This window comes from Sporichthyaceae bacterium (assembly GCA_036493475.1).
Classification (GTDB): domain Bacteria; phylum Actinomycetota; class Actinomycetes; order Sporichthyales; family Sporichthyaceae; genus DASQPJ01.
Genome location: DASXPS010000165.1, coordinates 1 through 14,377 on the forward strand (window position 1 = coordinate 1; position 14,377 = coordinate 14,377).

Genomic DNA, 14,377 nt, shown 5'->3' on the forward strand with positions numbered 1-14,377 from the left:
CAGCACCGGCAGCGCGGTGCCCGCGTAGGCGAACACCAGCGTGTACACCGTCGAGGCGATGTGGTCGCGGCCGATACGCATACCCGCGGCGAACAATCGGGCCCGCGACTGCGTCGGGTCCGTCTGATACAACTCCCACACCGCGGAGGCCTGGGTCACCGTGACGTCGTTGAGCACACCCAACGAGGCGATCACCAGCCCGCACAGCAGCAGTCCGGACAGTTGGATCTGCCCGGCGAACGCGGACAGGTACTGATCGTCCTCGCTGCCCAACCCGGACAGGTGGAAGCCGGCCACCGCCACCCAGCCGAGCAAGGCGGTGGTGGCCAGGCCGAGCAGCGTGCCCAGCAGCGCGGTGGTGGTGCGTACCGAGACGCCGTGCGCCACGTAGAGCACCACGAACAGAATTGCCGCGCCGCCGACCACGCCCACGGCCAACGCGGAGCGCCCGTCAAGTAAGGCGGGCAGCATGAACTTGGTGAGGACCAGGGCGGCGACGCCGAGGCCGGCCAGTGCGGCCAGCCCGCGCAGTCGGGCTACCGCGACCACCAGCACCGCGAACAGCACCCCGAGGGCGACCATCGGGGTGCTGCGGGCGAAGTCGGCGAACGCGTAGCTGTCCGCAGGTGCGACATCCGCACCCTGGTCGACCTTCGACACCAGCAGGTCGTCACCGGGGTGCACACCGGCGCGGTAGATCTCCGGTTGCACCAGCACGGTGGCCTGCCGGCCGGCGTCGGCGCCGTGCCGAATACGCACCACCACCTTGCCGCAGCGCACCTGCGTGGGCTTCCCGTCCGGGCCGATGGTGCTGCCGGTGCTCTCGCAGTCGTACGGCGTCACGCTGAGCGCGGTGGCGTGCACCAGGTGGGCAGGTTGCTCGTCGGGGGACAGCGGCAGCGCGGCCCGCGGACCGTGCGGCCACAGCACGATCATCGCGACCACGGTGACGGCCGCCAGCCCGCCGACCAGTGCGGTCAGCCAGATGACCAGACGGCGATCCGCCGGACTCGCGGATCGCCGGTGTTCGTGGCCATGACCGTGTCCGGATCCGTGGTCGTGCCGCCTGGCGCTCACAGCTCCGAAATGATAATCGTTGTCAAACAGGTCACGGCCACCGGCACGGCCGCGGCGGAAGGAGAAATCGGTGAACTCTCGGTGGTGGTGCACCAGACGCGTCGGGTTGTGGTCGGTGATCGGTGCTCTTCTACTGGCCGGTTTCGGTGCCGGCCCCGCGCGGGCCGGCGCGACCACTCCGTCGACGCCGGTGACCGACCCGGCCGGTCAGCCGGGGATTCCTGTGCTGTCCGAGCACACGACGTACTCCCTCTCCCCGCAATTGGCCGCAATGCTCGGCACCGATCGATTGACCCCGGAGGGGGTGGCCAGGCTGCGCGCCGCAGCGCGGCCCGAACTGGCGGGGGAGAAGACCCCACCGATCGGCACCACGCTGCTGTGGCCGGCGCTGGACATCGTCAAGGGCATCCCGCCGGGCATCTACCTGAAGCCGTACACACTGCGTGGCATCGGGGACAAGATTGAGGTCTGGGTGGCGTCGGGCTGCGACCTGACGTCCTGCGGCACCGCGTTCCCCGCCGGTGACTGTCGCGACCGGGACGTGCCGGGCTCCACCACGATCACCGACGATCAGGTGCAGTACCTGATCCACACCTTCGACGGGACCATCTACCCGAAGGAGACCAAGGCCTTCTCCACCCCGCCGGACCACAACGGCAGCTCCACCATCCCCGGACTGGTCCCGCTGGGTCTGGACTTCTCCGGCAACGGCGAGCACACGGTCACGCTGGTGGACAACGTCCGCGACGAGAACTTCTACGACTTCCCGAAGAACCAGACCTACATCGCGGGCTTCTTCGCCCCGGTGTTCAACCAGCTCACCGACCGCAACGTGATGACCATCGACGCCTTCGACTGGGTGCACCGCACCGGCGCACACCCCAAGGACGAGCCGAACGACGACCCGTGCAAGTCCCGACCCGCACACCCGTTCACCTATGAAGGGGTCTTCGGGCATGAGTGGCAACACCTGCTGGAGCACTATCAGGACCCGAACGAGTTCACCTGGGTGAACGAGGGGCTGTCCATGTTCGCCGAGGCACTCGATCACTTCGCCGACGTGCGGCCGCGGGTCAACGAAGTCAACGGTCAATCTCAGATGCTGTGCTTCCAGGGGTGGGGCACTGTCAAGGGCAAGTCCAACCACAACCCACGTCCGTGCGGTGGACCGCAGAACTCATTGACCGTCTGGGGTGATGAGAACTCCGTCGACCCGGATTCGATCCTCGCCGACTACGGCAACGCGTGGTCGTTCATGCTCTACCTCTACGACCACTACGGGTTGGCCTTCATGTCGGCCCTGCACCGCGACGCCGCCCACCAGGGTCTGGCCAGTGTCCAGTTCCTGCTGAACACCTACGCCCCCGGCACCAAGGTCGCTGACCTGCTGCACGACTTCCAACTGGGCAACCTGCTCGGGGGATTCCTCGACCACCGGGGAAAGAAGATCGCCACCGTGTCCGGCATCGCCCGGGACAAGCTGCTGAGCACGGACCTGGACGCGACGCTGAATCTGGACGACGACACCTGCTACGCGTTGCCCGGCGCGTCGCCCAACGGTGCGGACTACGTGCGGCTGCGCGGCGCCAACGCCGGGGAATATCTGACGGGTGCCCAGCTACGGTCACTGCAGTTCACCGGCGACGCCAAGACGATCGCGGCCTCCTCTGCTGCCTCAGACCAACCGTTGAACCTCGGCGGGGATGACGCCGGGGGCCCGGCCGCGGTGGAAGGTTGGTACATCAGCCTGGTCGGGATTGACGTCAAGGACCACCGGGCGTTGGTGCTCTCCCACCCCGGCTTCTCGTGGACCCCCTCGGCCAGACAGCTCAAGCGCTTCGCGGCCTACTCCGAGGTGGTCGCGGTGGTCGCGCACGATGCCACCGCGGACGCGACCGACGACACCGGCGGTGGCGAGCAATCCGCGGACTACCAGCTGACGGCCGACGGCACGGCCCAGCCGGGCGGCTGATCCCTCGCAGGTGGGCGGTACCGTCGCGACAAGCCACGATTGTGTTTCCGCCCGGCCGGGTAGCAGGGCTGACAATCGTTTCCCACCAACGAGGTACCCGAATGACAGTTCTGGCAACCGGCCAGTTCACCGACGCCAATCGCTGGGTCCGCGGCGACGGGCTGCAGATCGTCATGGTCGTGCTCGGGGTGATCCTGCTGTCGCGCGCGGTCGGCGCGTTCGGCCGGTTGATCACCGGACGCATCGACTCCGGCACCGAACAGCAGCAGGCCGATTCCGTCAGCAAGTCCGAAGATCTGCGGCACCGCCACTCGGTGGCCCAGGTGCTCACCTGGCTGGCCAATGTGCTGCTGATGAGCATCGGCGCGGTGCGGGTGGTGAACCTGCTCGGCTTCTCCATCACCGGACTGGTCGCCCCGGCCGCGGTGCTCGGCGTCGCGCTGGGCTTCGGTGCCCAGCGCATCGTGCAGGACCTGCTGGCCGGCTTCTTCATCATCACCGAGCGGCAGTACGGGTTCGGCGACGTGATCCGCATCGCGGCGCTCGGCGACGCCAAGGGCGTGGAGGGCACCGTAGAGGAAATCTCGCTGCGCATCACCCGGATGCGCTCGGTCGACGGTGAAGTGATCATCGTGCCGAACGGACAGATCGTGCAGGTCACGAACCTGTCCCGGGACTGGGCGCGGGCCGTGGTGGACATCCCGCTGTTGCCGTCCACGGACATCGCCGAGGCCAACCGGATCCTCCAGGAGGTGACCGCGGCCGCCTGGGAGGACGAACGGCTGCGCACGCTGATGTACGACAAGCCCACGGTCATCGGTGTGGAACGCATCGACGTGCGGCAGGTGACTGTGCGGATCGTCGCGCGCACCGTGCCGGACAAGCATTGGGAGGTGCAACGCGCCCTGCGCGCTCGGGTGATCACCGCGTTCCGCAAGCACGGCATCATGCTGCCCTCGGAGGCCATCCTGCTGCCCAACCCGGTGGCGGCCCCATGAACGAGCGCAGCGAGCGAATCATGGGCACGGCATGAAGCGGTTGCCCAGCACCCTGGCCGGCGGGCGAATTCGCACATCGACGGTACTGCTCCTGATCGCCTTTCTCGGCGTGCTGACGCTGTGGGTGTCGGTGCGCCCCACCACCGAGGAACAGGTTGAACAGGTGGCGGTCCGACACAAGACCACGCACCGCACGGTGACCCGAACGATTCGACCCACGCCGACCCCGACGCCCAGCGCGGTATCCACCGCTCCGCCGGCCAAGGGCGGGCCGGCAGAGGTCCCCGCGCCACTGCCGGTCGCACCGGCGCCCACCACCACGCCGGGGCAGACGGGCCCGCCCGCCGGGTCGATCTCCCACGTGTTGGCGCCCGGCCATTCCGCGCCGGCGGCAACGCCGCCGCCGGACGGCTCAACTCCGGCCCCTCCGCCGCCGGCGCCGAACGCCCAGCCCGCGCCCTGAACTACAGCACGAGGTCGAATAGCCGGCCCAGCGCGGCGCGCCCACCTTCCTCCACGGCCTGCCGGTCGGCCTCCCGGATCTGCACGCCCGCCGGCAGGTGCGGCGCCCAGGCCGTAGCCAATGCCGCGTCCAACTCGACGTGGAACTGCAGGCCCCAGGCCCGCTCGCCGACCCGGAACGCCTGGTGCGGGTAGTGCGCGGAGCGAGCCAACAGCCGCGCGCCGGCCGGTAGGTCGAACGTGTCGTGGTGCCAGTGCATGACCGGCAGCATCGCGCCCGCGGGCCCCAGCACCGGGTCGTCGGCGAGCACCTCGACCTCGCCCAACCCCACCTCGTACACCGGCCCCCGATATACCCGCGCACCCAGCGCGGCGGCCAGCAATTGCGCACCCAGACACACCCCGAGCACCGGAATGCCGCAGGCCACCGCGGCGGCGATCAGCGCCCGCTCGGCCGGCAGGTTCGGGTGGTCGGTGTCGTCGTTCGCGCCCATCGGGCCGCCCATCACGACCAGGCCGTCAAGCTCCTCGGCGGCGGGCAGCGGATCGCCGTTCGGAATCACCCGCACGTCCACGGTGATGCCACGTTCCGTGGCCAGGCTGCTGATCAGCGCGCCGGGTTCGTGTCTCACGTGCTGGATGAAGGCCCAGGTGGGGGTCATGCTGCCGGACCCGATGTGCCGGATTCCGGCGGCCACACAAGCGTCGGCATGGCCGCATCCTGCCGGCCGGTCGTCGCGGTTACCGTTGCGGGCGTGACGATGTCGGGCGCCGGGACCGCAATGTGACGCAGCGTCGGGTAATCGTCGCGCTGCTGGCGCTGACCGCAGCCACGGTGCTGGCCGACTCGGCGGTGGTCACGCTGGCGCTGCCGCAGATACTCCGCGAACTCGGCGGCAGCGTGGCCGGGGTGGCCTGGGTGTTGATCGCGTTCAACTTGGTCCTGGCGGTTGTAGCGGTGCCGGCCGCATGGCTGCTCGCGCGACGTGCGCCCGGGCCGGGCACGGTGCTGGGCATTGCGGTGTTCGCGGGTGCCTCGGTCGCGTGCGCGTCGGCTTCCGGGTTGGGCGTGCTGATCGCGGCGCGGTGTGCGCAGGCCGGTGGCGGAGCGGTGGCGTTGGTGGGCTGCCTGGAGTTGCTGGTGGCGGTCACCGACGAACGTCGCGGGGTGCGGCTGTGGACCGTGTCCGGCGTGGTCGGCACCGCAGCCGGTCCGATGCTCGGCGGGCTGCTCACCGAGGCGTTCTCCTGGCAGTCCATCTTCATCGTGCAGGTGCCCCTGACTCTCGTCGCCATCCCCGCGGCCCTCATGGCAGGACGCACCCAACCGCACGCCGAGTGTGTTGGCTTCGCCCCACGCTCGACCGGGTTGCGGCCGGCGATCGCGCCCAATGTGGCGTTGGCGTTGCTGTCCGCGGCGTTGACCGCGGCGCTGTTCCTGCTCGTGCTGTTGTTGGTGGAGGGCTGGCGTACCGAACCGGCGACCGCCGCGGTGACCGTTTCGGTGATCCCGGTGGCGGCCTTCCTCGCGCCGTGGATCGCCCGGGCGGCCGGGGCCGGACCGCAGTCGGAGAACATCGCGGGTTGCCTGTTGGTGGCCGGTGGGCTGTGCGGGCTGGCGTTACTGGCCGGCACCGATGCGGTCGCGACGCTGGCCCCGCAGGCCTTGATCGGCCTGGGCCTGGGGTTGACGGTGGATTCTCTCACCGGGCAGGCGCTGCACGAACGGTTACCCCGAGCCCACCACGGCGCAGGCACCATCACCGCGCGGCACGCCGGGGTGGTGCTCGGCCTGGCCTTGCTCACCCCGATCATCACCGTCGATCTGAGGGATGCTCAGCTGCCGGCGCAGGAGGCGATGACCGCGGCCGTGTTGGATGCCCCGTTGCCCGGCACCACAAAGATCGCACTGGCCCAACAACTCGGGGACCGGCTGCTCGCCGAGCGCGGGCGAGTGCCCGACCTGCACCCGGCCTTCGCGGCGCTGCATTCGCCGGCGGACCAGCAACCTGCCGCAGCGGCACTGGAAACGAAACTCGACGAGCAACTCGACCGGGCCGCGCTACGTGCCTTCCGGCATTCCTTCCTGGCCGCCGCGGGGTTGGCCGCGCTGGCCCTGGTGCCGTTGTTGGCCACCCGCAGGAGGGCGGCATGACTGTCCCGCCGTTCGTGTTGCCGATGGGGGCTGCGGTGCTGGTCGCGGTGGTGCTCGGCGGTCAGGTCGCGGCCGGTGGATGGGACCTCGGTCCGGACCGCGCCGTCAACCCGTGCCGGGTGCGCGCCGTCGCCGCGGTGTCGCCCGGCCTGGAGGGCCTCGGGGAGGCCCTGGTGTTGCTCGGGTTGGACGGCGCCGCCTGTCGACTGCACATCACCCGGGAGACGCTGGTGCTGGGTCTGGCCCAGCCGGGTGCCCGCACCGACGCGGAGGTGAACGCGGTGCGCGGCGGCCTGCGGGACGCGGTGGACCGGATGGATGTCGAGGGCAAGCTGCCGCCCGCCTCGTCGTTGCTGGACGAGGTACTGGACAGCTCCGGCCTACCGACGCTGGCCAGAACCGCGGTCCGCGCTCTGCCGGACAGCCTGATCAACAACCGGTTGCCCACTGCGGACGTTTTGCGACGCGCGGTGGCCGACCTCGACGTGCGCGCGCTGCTGACCCGGGTCAGCGATCCGACCGAGGTGCAGTCCCTGGTGGTGGCCGCGGTGCGCAAGGCGGTCAAGGAGCAGTTGCTCGCCGGCCTCCCGCACCCGTTCGGCTGACGCGGCGGTTGGCGATCATGCGCCGGTCGTGAAGTGCAGGCGTGGGCCGCACAGCGGTGTGTCGGCCCACGCCTGCTTGTTCGATGGCGTGCGACTAGCGCTTCGCCTGGGGGTCGTTCGCCGCAACCATGTCCGTGCAGACCGGGCTGTGCGTCACGGCCTTCCACCCCGAGTCGTCGTCACTCGACACTGCCGAGAACAGGCAGTACGGCACCCGCGGGTTCTGGTCCTTGCCGAAGGTCCGGGGACCGGTCAGGCCGCCGAGTTCGGTGAACTTCTGGCCCTTGAACTGCCACAGTGTGTCGAGCAGTTGTTGGGTGGTCGGCTTGTCGGGGGACAGTCCGGCGGAGGCGGCGACGAGCATGGCGCCCGCTGTCCAGCCGAGGCTGGCCGCACCGCCGGTCGTGAAGCCGGGGTCGAATTTCGCAACCTGTGCCTGGTAGTACTTCTCGGCCGGTGTCGAGTCCGCCATCCAGCCGAAGACGTTAAGCGGGATGTACGTGTTGCCGAGCCACTTGCTACCGAGGAACTGCTTTTCATTGCCGACGCCGAGCGGATGCCCCAGCACCTTCGGGAAGAACCCGACTTGCTCGCAGGACCGGCCGATCCGCTTCATCGACGCGGCGTCCATGTTGAGGGCGACCGCCTCCACGCCGGCGTTCTTCATCTGCAGGCACTGTTGAACGAACGAGGGCGCGGTCAGCGAGACCTGGGCGTCGACCTTGTCAACGAGCCCCATCTTGGGCGCGAGGTCCTTGAACGCGTTGTAGGTGTCCGTGCAGGAGCGGGGCACCTCGATGCAGTAGAACAGGCCGACGTTCTTGACGTGGAAGTAGTTCTTGGCTCCGTACAGGAACCCGTAGGCCAGTGATTGCTGGGGGGCGCCCTGCGGGAACATCAACGGGTTGGTGAACCAGGTGCTGTTGGTGATGTCCGAGCCTATGATCGGGATGCCGGTGCGCCGGATGATCGGGGCCACCGCGTCGATGGTGAGGACCTCGATGTTGCCGACGAAGGCCAGGATCTTTTTATCCTGGATCATGTTCTGGACCTTCGTGGCCGCCGTCGACGGATCGCCCTGGTCGTCATCGAAGTACATGTGAATCTTGTGTCCGTTGAGCCCGCCGCACGCGTTGGTCGCGGCGACGAAGACGTTGAGCGCGTTGACCACGGGTCCGAAAAGCTCACCGAGTACGCCGGAGAGCGTGCTCACGTTCCCGATCGGAACCTCGGAAAGAGTCGCCGGCTTGCAAGGTGCGTTACCGCCGAAGATCCGGTTGCCGGAGACCAGATTCTGCACAGCGGCTGCTGAGGACGAGGTGGTTTGCCCGGTGCCGACGGCAGCCGGGGCCACCCCGGCGGCCGGCTTGCCGGCGTCGGCCGGCTTGGCGGCCTTACCGGTCGTTCCGGGGGCCTTGTTGTTCTTCTCCGGCGCCGCCGCAACCCCGCCGGCTGCCGCCGCGGCCTTGCCGGCGGTAGCAGCCGTGGCATTCGTCGGGTCTGCTGCCGTACCCGCCGCGGGTGCGGCTGGCGCGGCGGCAGCGTCGGGTGATCCGGCGGCTGTGCCCTGATCTGTTTGCGCGACCGGGGCGCCGGCGCTGGTTGCAGTGTCGGTGACGGGTTTGCCGCAGCCCGCGACGAGCGTGAGCGCGGCCACACCGGCGACCACAGTGGTCGTCAGCCTCCGCCAGGTGGGCGTGGTCATGTGGACTCCTTCATGCAGGGACGGCCGCACGGACGGGACGCCGTCGGCACCGGTTCGACGTTCATGAGTTGTCAGGCTCCTCTGCGCGCGACGGCGAAACGACCGAACAGGAGGTGGCCACCGAGCACACCCGCGCCCGCCAGAAGCAACATGGCGTAGAGCCAACCGCTGTTGTTCCCCCGCTGGGCCGCCGCCGAAACGAAGCCGAGCGTCCTCGGTAGCGCCTGTTCGGCCGTGGTGTTCACGATTCCGTCGGTAGCGGGGGCCACCGTTCCGCTCTCGGTGATGGCCGAGACAGTGGTGGGAACATTCGCTGCCTGCGAGGCAAGGCTCGGCGGGAGCGCTGCGGCGTCGAGCCCGGTTGGGATCGCGTCGGCGCCGGTGTGCGTGGTCGAGGCCCTGGCGCTGTGATCCACACCGGCGGAGGTGGTGCCCCGGGAGGACCCGTAGCCCAGCGCGGCCACGACCGCGCCCACCTGCGCGCGGCCCAGGATGTATTTGTACGTGTAGTTGCCGGCGCCGCTCGGGCTGGCCTGAGTAGTAGTCACTTCCAGGCCACCGATGGAGTACGTGGTTCGGCCGCTGGGGTCTTTGGCCGTGGTGACCGGCGCGAGACCGATCTGGATGTGCGCGTTCTGCAGCGCGGTGTTGGCCTGACTGAGCGCGTCCTGGCCGGACACGTCCTGGCCCAGGTAGTGGAAGCCGCTCTGATCGAAGCCGAACTGTTGCCCGTTGACCGCGAACCGACCGAAGGTCTTGCTGTTGATCGTCGCGGGCTGGCCGACTGCTTGCGTGATGGAGGCCACCGCGGTGGAGTTGGCGACCTCGAGCGGACCTTGAACGAAACCGGCGGAACTGCCGGACGCCACGGCGGACACCGAGTCGCCCTTGCTCTCGGTGGTCGCGTCCGCGGTCTGTTGCTGGTTCGGCGCCGGGATGCTGCCGGGCGCACCGTATGAGGCGGACGAGATGGCGCCGGTGTCGGCGCTGGTGGATTTCACCCGGCCGTAGCCGAAGTCCTGCTCGGCCTGCGGGGTGCCCTTGGATGAGCTGGACACGTAGCCCGGCAGCTGGGAGATCGGCAGCTGCACCTGGCCCAGGCCGAACTGATTCGGCACGCCGTTCACGGTGCCCGGCGCGTTCTGCGTGGTACTTCCGTAATACGGCATGCCCGCAAAACCCTCGCTCCCACCGGCGTTGGAGGTCTTGGCCGAGGCGGTCAGCGAGCCTGCGTCGTTGTTCGGCGAGACGGGAATCTCGTCGCCGTCAACCTCGAAATACCAGGCATCACCGCGGGCCTCCAGGCTGTACCGCGTGTCATCGGCGGCCGCCGAACCCGGCAGGCCGAAGACGGCTGCAGCAGTACCAACGGCAGCCAAGGCGGTGAAAGAGGCTGCCCATCGTGGCGCCTTCATGACGCCAACGACCCGAGGTAGCTGTTCAAAATGGTCTCCTCACTGATTTCCTTGGGGTCGCCCGCGAAGGTGATGCGTCCGCGATCGAGGATGTAGACGTAGTCGGCCATCTTCAGGGCCTTCGCGACGTACTGTTCGACGAGCAACTGCGCGATGCCTTGATTTGCGAGTTCGGTCAGATGGTGAAAGATCTCTTCCACGATCTTCGGCGCCAGCCCCATCGACACTTCGTCGAGCAGCACGACGCGCGGATCGCCGACGTATGCGTGCGACAGCGCGAGCATCTGTTGTTCGCCACCGCTCATGGTCCGGGCGATCTGGCGGGCCCGTTGCCCCAATTTCGGGAACGTCGCCGTCGCCGTCCGGAAGCCCTTCTTGAACTCGCCGGGCCGGCACTGCAACAAGAGGTTGTCCGCCACGTTCAGCGACGGGAATATCCCCCGGCCCTCGGGGACGTGGACGATCCCCTTCCTGGCCATCTTGTACGGCGGATAGCCGGTCACGTCCTGACCATCAATCAGAATCTGACCGGAGTAGGGTTTCAACAGGCCGGACGCCACCCGCAACAGCGTCGTCTTGCCGGCGCCGTTCGGTCCCAACAGCGCCACGGTGGCGTTGTCCGGCACTATCAGCGAGACGTCACGCAGAACGGACCCGGTGGAGTAGCCGGCGCTGATGTTCCGCAACTCAAGCAACGGAGACCTCCCCAAGGTAGGCGGCCTTGACCAGGTCACTACTCAGGGCGTCTTTCGTGGCGCCTTGATAGATGATCTTGCCGAAGTCCAGCACGTAGATCTGCCGGCAGATCTCCGAGACGAGCGCCATGTCGTGCTCGACAATCAGAATTCCGCAGCCGGTCTGCGAAACCCAGTCCGTCAGGACCTTGCCGAAGGCGTGAGTTTCGGCAACGTCCAGGCCGGACGACGGCTCGTCGAGCAGCAGAAACTTGAAGGGTGTGGCGATGACGCGGGCCAATTCGATCAGCCGTCGCTGACCGGTCGAGAGGTTGCCTACCACCTCGTTCGCCAGCCCGGCGATACCGCACCGATGCATGGCCTCGTCGGCCCGGCGGTTGACCTCTCTGGTCTCCTTGCGGGTGGAGTACACCAGACCGAGCGGTCGAAAGCTGCTGTAGTAGGCCGACGGACCACAACGCACGTTGTCGGCCACGGTCATGCTCTCGAACAACTCCATGCGCTGGAATGTCCGACCGAGCCCGTGATGCGCGCGGTTCGAGGCCCGGTGGCCGTGCAGGTCGTGGTCGCCCAGTCGTACGGTCCCTGACTGCGGGCGGTTGCGCCCGGTGCAGGCGTTGAAGAACGTCGTCTTGCCCGCACCGTTCGGACCGATCAGACCGGTGATCTCACCGGCCTTGGCATACAAGGTCGCGTCGTCGACCGCCACCACGCCGCCGAATCGGACGGTGACGTTGCGGGCGTCGAGGTCGATACTCATGACCGCGCGCCTCCCGCCCCGGTCAGCGCGGGCTCCCGGTGGTCCGGACGAACCACGGGGCGAAGCGCCGTGGCGTCGAGTCGGTCCTGCAGTCGACTGCCCGCGTCCGGGTCTTCTCGCTCCCGAGCTCGGCTGCCCAACAGCCCGTCTAGCTTCAGCGCCGGCCAGATCGCCACCAGGATCGCGAGCGCCCCGAACATGACGCCGCGGTACTTGATCATGGTCGGGTCGTCGAACGGCGGGTAGATCTTCACCACCTGGAAGGCGAACGCGGCCAACAACGGCGACAGGATGGAACGGCGGCCACAGAACCCGAGCACCGCGACCAGGATCAGCGAGCTTGTGTAGTCGAACGTCCCGCCCGGCACGCCACTCGCCGATTGGGTCACGCCCGCGAGCACACCGCCGCCAACGCCGGCCATGAACGCCGACAGACAGAACACGGCGATGCGCATGGCTTGTGTGTTCGCGCCGTGGGCCTCCAGCGCAGCCGGTGAATCGGCCATGGCGCGCAACAGCACGCCCAACCGGAGCCGGCGCACCAACAACACGATCGCTGCCATCAGCGCGAGCACGGTCAGGGCGAGGTAGTAGTAACTCTTCTCATTGTTGAAGTCGATGCCGAACAGGCCGGTCGTCTTGCCCTGCACCGGTTCCGCAGTCCCGGCGCCAGGGATGTAGAACTCCGTGCCCGGCCGGGGATGCTGGACGAGCGCGCTGGAGCTGAACATGACCGGCGCCAGGTAGAACGCCTGCTGCAGGAGGATGCCGAACCCGAATGTCGCGACCGCGACGTAGATGCCGGCCAACCGGATGGCGGGAATGGCGACGATCGCACCGAACGGCACCGCCATCACGCCGCCCAACAAAATGGCGATCGGCCAGGAGACCGTCTTGCCACCGATGCCGGGCAGCCAGTGGAAGAACCCGAGCGTCATCAGCTTGCCCGAGACCGTGGCCCCGATGGCCGCGAAACCCATGTGGGCCAGGGAAATAAGCCCGGAGGAGTACAGGAGCATGCCGAGCGACAAGAAGATGATCGCGTAGGCGAGGAAGGCGCTGTAGGTCGTGACATCGCTGCCGTGGACGATCTGTGGGATTGCGATCAGCAGTAGGACAAGTGCGCCGAGACCACCGGTGGTGACGGGCCGGGAGAACGACGTCGGTGGCTTGAACCGCCGGGCGTTGCGCACCCCGCGCTCGGTGAGCATGCGAGCGGGGACGAACAAGAACACCAACAGCAGCACCAGGAACGGGATGTTCCGGGGCAGGCTCTGCAGGAACAGCGAGTGGGTCTTCTGTGCCTGCGAGGGGAAGTAGTTGACCATGATGCCGATGGCGAACGCGCCGGCGACGGTCAGTGGCAAGTTCTCGAACAGGCCGATAGCGGCCGCCCCATAGGCCGCGATCACGATCAGCACGAGGACGTTGACCGAGACCCCGAGGTTCGGCGCCAACAGCATGCCGGAGATTGAGGCGAAGCAGGCCCCGAGCACCCAGGACAACCGTCGCACCACGGTTGGGTTGGACCTCTGCAGCCCGAGGAGATTGGGGTCGTCGACGACGGCGGTCATCGCCTTGCCCATCCGAGTGCGGCCGAAGTAGAGGAACAACAGGATCGATGCGCCGATGCAGAATCCGGTGACCATCATGTCGCCGTAGGAGACGGTTACGTCGCCGACCGTGGGACCGTTGGTGGGCAGGAAGTCGCCGCTCTTCTTGTCTGCGGACCCGAAGATCGCCGTCATCAACGACTGCAGTAGCACCAACAGACCAACCGTGGCCACCACGGTCGTCACGGTGGGCGCCGCGGCCAGCAATGTCGCCAACCGCTCCAGGAGCAGGCCGCCCACAACGCCGACCAGCAACAGGCTGAGCAGGAAGGCCACCGGCCAGGGCCAGTGCTGGTTGACGTAGCCCTCGTAGAAGAGGTAGGCGGCGGTGGCCGCGAGCGCCCCGTGCGCGAAGTTGAACACGCCGGAGGTCTTGTAGGTAAGGACCAGACCCAGCGCCGCCAGGGCGTACACCGAGCCGTCGGAGATGCCGGGGATCAAGTAGTTGAAGAACTGGTTCATGGTGTGCACACTCCGCAGGGCCGCCGCCCGGCACGCTGATGGGCAGCCAGGTTGCCGGCGGGCCAGTTGCGGTCCGCGGCCATCGGGCAGTCGGAGCGGTGGAAGTGAGTGAGACCCTCGCCGCCCACCAGGGTGGCGGAACTCGCCGGTCCAATAAGGACCTGCACCCGATTCGGCTCGGCAGCCGCGGCGCCCAACACCGCAACCCTACGGGCCGTGACGGATCGGCGGCCGGCCAGCAGCAGTAGTGCGCCCGCGGCGTTCGCCAGGACGGCACCGGCGATGGCGGCGTTGATGCCGGGCACCTGATCGTCGTAGACCGTCTTGTCCGCGACGACGCCGATGCCGATCAGGTAAACCACGGCGCCGAGGGCGGCCAGAGCCCCGTAGCCGACGTAGATCTGCGGCTGCCACGGAGAGAGCGACACCGAAGTGGGCGAGGCAATATTCCGGCGGGA

13 protein-coding genes are annotated in these 14,377 nt (G+C 68.2%); 5 read left to right on the forward strand and 8 right to left on the reverse strand.

Features of this window, described 5'->3' with window-relative positions:
- Positions 1-1,077: YibE/F family protein (locus VGJ14_16620; GenBank protein ID HEY2834054.1), on the reverse strand; the 1,077-nt coding region annotated here is incomplete at its 3' end.
- Between the two features lie 70 nt (positions 1,078-1,147).
- Here VGJ14_16620 and VGJ14_16625 point away from each other — a divergent pair.
- The 3 genes from VGJ14_16625 to VGJ14_16635 all read left to right on the forward strand — a co-directional run bounded on the left by VGJ14_16625 (position 1,148) and on the right by VGJ14_16635 (position 4,510).
- Positions 1,148-3,049: a hypothetical protein gene (locus VGJ14_16625; protein ID HEY2834055.1), complete on the forward strand. Its 1,902-nt coding sequence runs from the start codon at positions 1,148-1,150 to the stop codon at positions 3,047-3,049.
- 101 nt (positions 3,050-3,150) lie between these two features.
- A complete protein-coding gene (locus VGJ14_16630; protein ID HEY2834056.1) occupies positions 3,151-4,047 on the forward strand; it encodes a mechanosensitive ion channel family protein in 897 nt (298 codons plus the stop codon).
- Positions 4,048-4,078: 31 nt separating this feature from the next.
- Entirely contained in the window at positions 4,079-4,510 is a 432-nt protein-coding gene (locus VGJ14_16635) for a hypothetical protein (GenBank protein ID HEY2834057.1), read from the forward strand.
- Position 4,511: 1 nt separating this feature from the next.
- On the opposite strand, the gene VGJ14_16640 is transcribed toward VGJ14_16635, so the two are convergent.
- Positions 4,512-5,171, reverse strand: coding sequence for a type 1 glutamine amidotransferase (locus VGJ14_16640; protein HEY2834058.1), 660 nt, complete (start codon positions 5,169-5,171; stop codon positions 4,512-4,514).
- Positions 5,172-5,293: 122 nt separating this feature from the next.
- Between VGJ14_16640 and VGJ14_16645 the strand changes: the two genes are divergently transcribed.
- Positions 5,294-6,664, forward strand: coding sequence for an MFS transporter (locus tag VGJ14_16645; protein ID HEY2834059.1), 1,371 nt, complete (start codon positions 5,294-5,296; stop codon positions 6,662-6,664).
- Positions 6,661-7,269, forward strand: a complete 609-nt coding sequence (locus VGJ14_16650) for a hypothetical protein (protein ID HEY2834060.1) — start codon at positions 6,661-6,663, stop codon at positions 7,267-7,269. The genes VGJ14_16645 and VGJ14_16650 overlap by 4 nt, the downstream gene beginning before the upstream one ends.
- Before the next feature lie 94 nt (positions 7,270-7,363).
- On the opposite strand, the gene VGJ14_16655 is transcribed toward VGJ14_16650, so the two are convergent.
- The 6 genes from VGJ14_16655 to VGJ14_16680 form a co-directional block, all read right to left on the reverse strand.
- On the reverse strand, positions 7,364-8,974 hold the full coding sequence (locus VGJ14_16655; protein HEY2834061.1) for an ABC transporter substrate-binding protein: 1,611 nt from the start codon (positions 8,972-8,974) through the stop codon (positions 7,364-7,366).
- Positions 8,975-9,045: 71 nt separating this feature from the next.
- On the reverse strand, positions 9,046-10,389 hold the full coding sequence (locus tag VGJ14_16660; protein ID HEY2834062.1) for a hypothetical protein: 1,344 nt from the start codon (positions 10,387-10,389) through the stop codon (positions 9,046-9,048).
- Positions 10,386-11,084, reverse strand: a complete 699-nt coding sequence (locus tag VGJ14_16665; protein ID HEY2834063.1) for an ABC transporter ATP-binding protein — start codon at positions 11,082-11,084, stop codon at positions 10,386-10,388. Before VGJ14_16665 ends, VGJ14_16660 begins: the two co-directional genes overlap by 4 nt.
- Positions 11,077-11,844: an ABC transporter ATP-binding protein gene (locus tag VGJ14_16670; GenBank protein HEY2834064.1), complete on the reverse strand. Its 768-nt coding sequence runs from the start codon at positions 11,842-11,844 to the stop codon at positions 11,077-11,079. Before VGJ14_16670 ends, VGJ14_16665 begins: the two co-directional genes overlap by 8 nt.
- Positions 11,841-13,919 carry an ABC transporter permease gene (locus VGJ14_16675; GenBank protein HEY2834065.1) on the reverse strand — a complete coding sequence of 693 codons (2,079 nt, stop codon included), beginning with the start codon at positions 13,917-13,919 and terminating at the stop codon, positions 11,841-11,843. The genes VGJ14_16670 and VGJ14_16675 overlap by 4 nt, the downstream gene beginning before the upstream one ends.
- Positions 13,916-14,347, reverse strand: coding sequence for a hypothetical protein (locus tag VGJ14_16680; GenBank protein HEY2834066.1), 432 nt, complete (start codon positions 14,345-14,347; stop codon positions 13,916-13,918). Before VGJ14_16680 ends, VGJ14_16675 begins: the two co-directional genes overlap by 4 nt.
- Positions 14,348-14,377 lie beyond the last annotated feature (30 nt).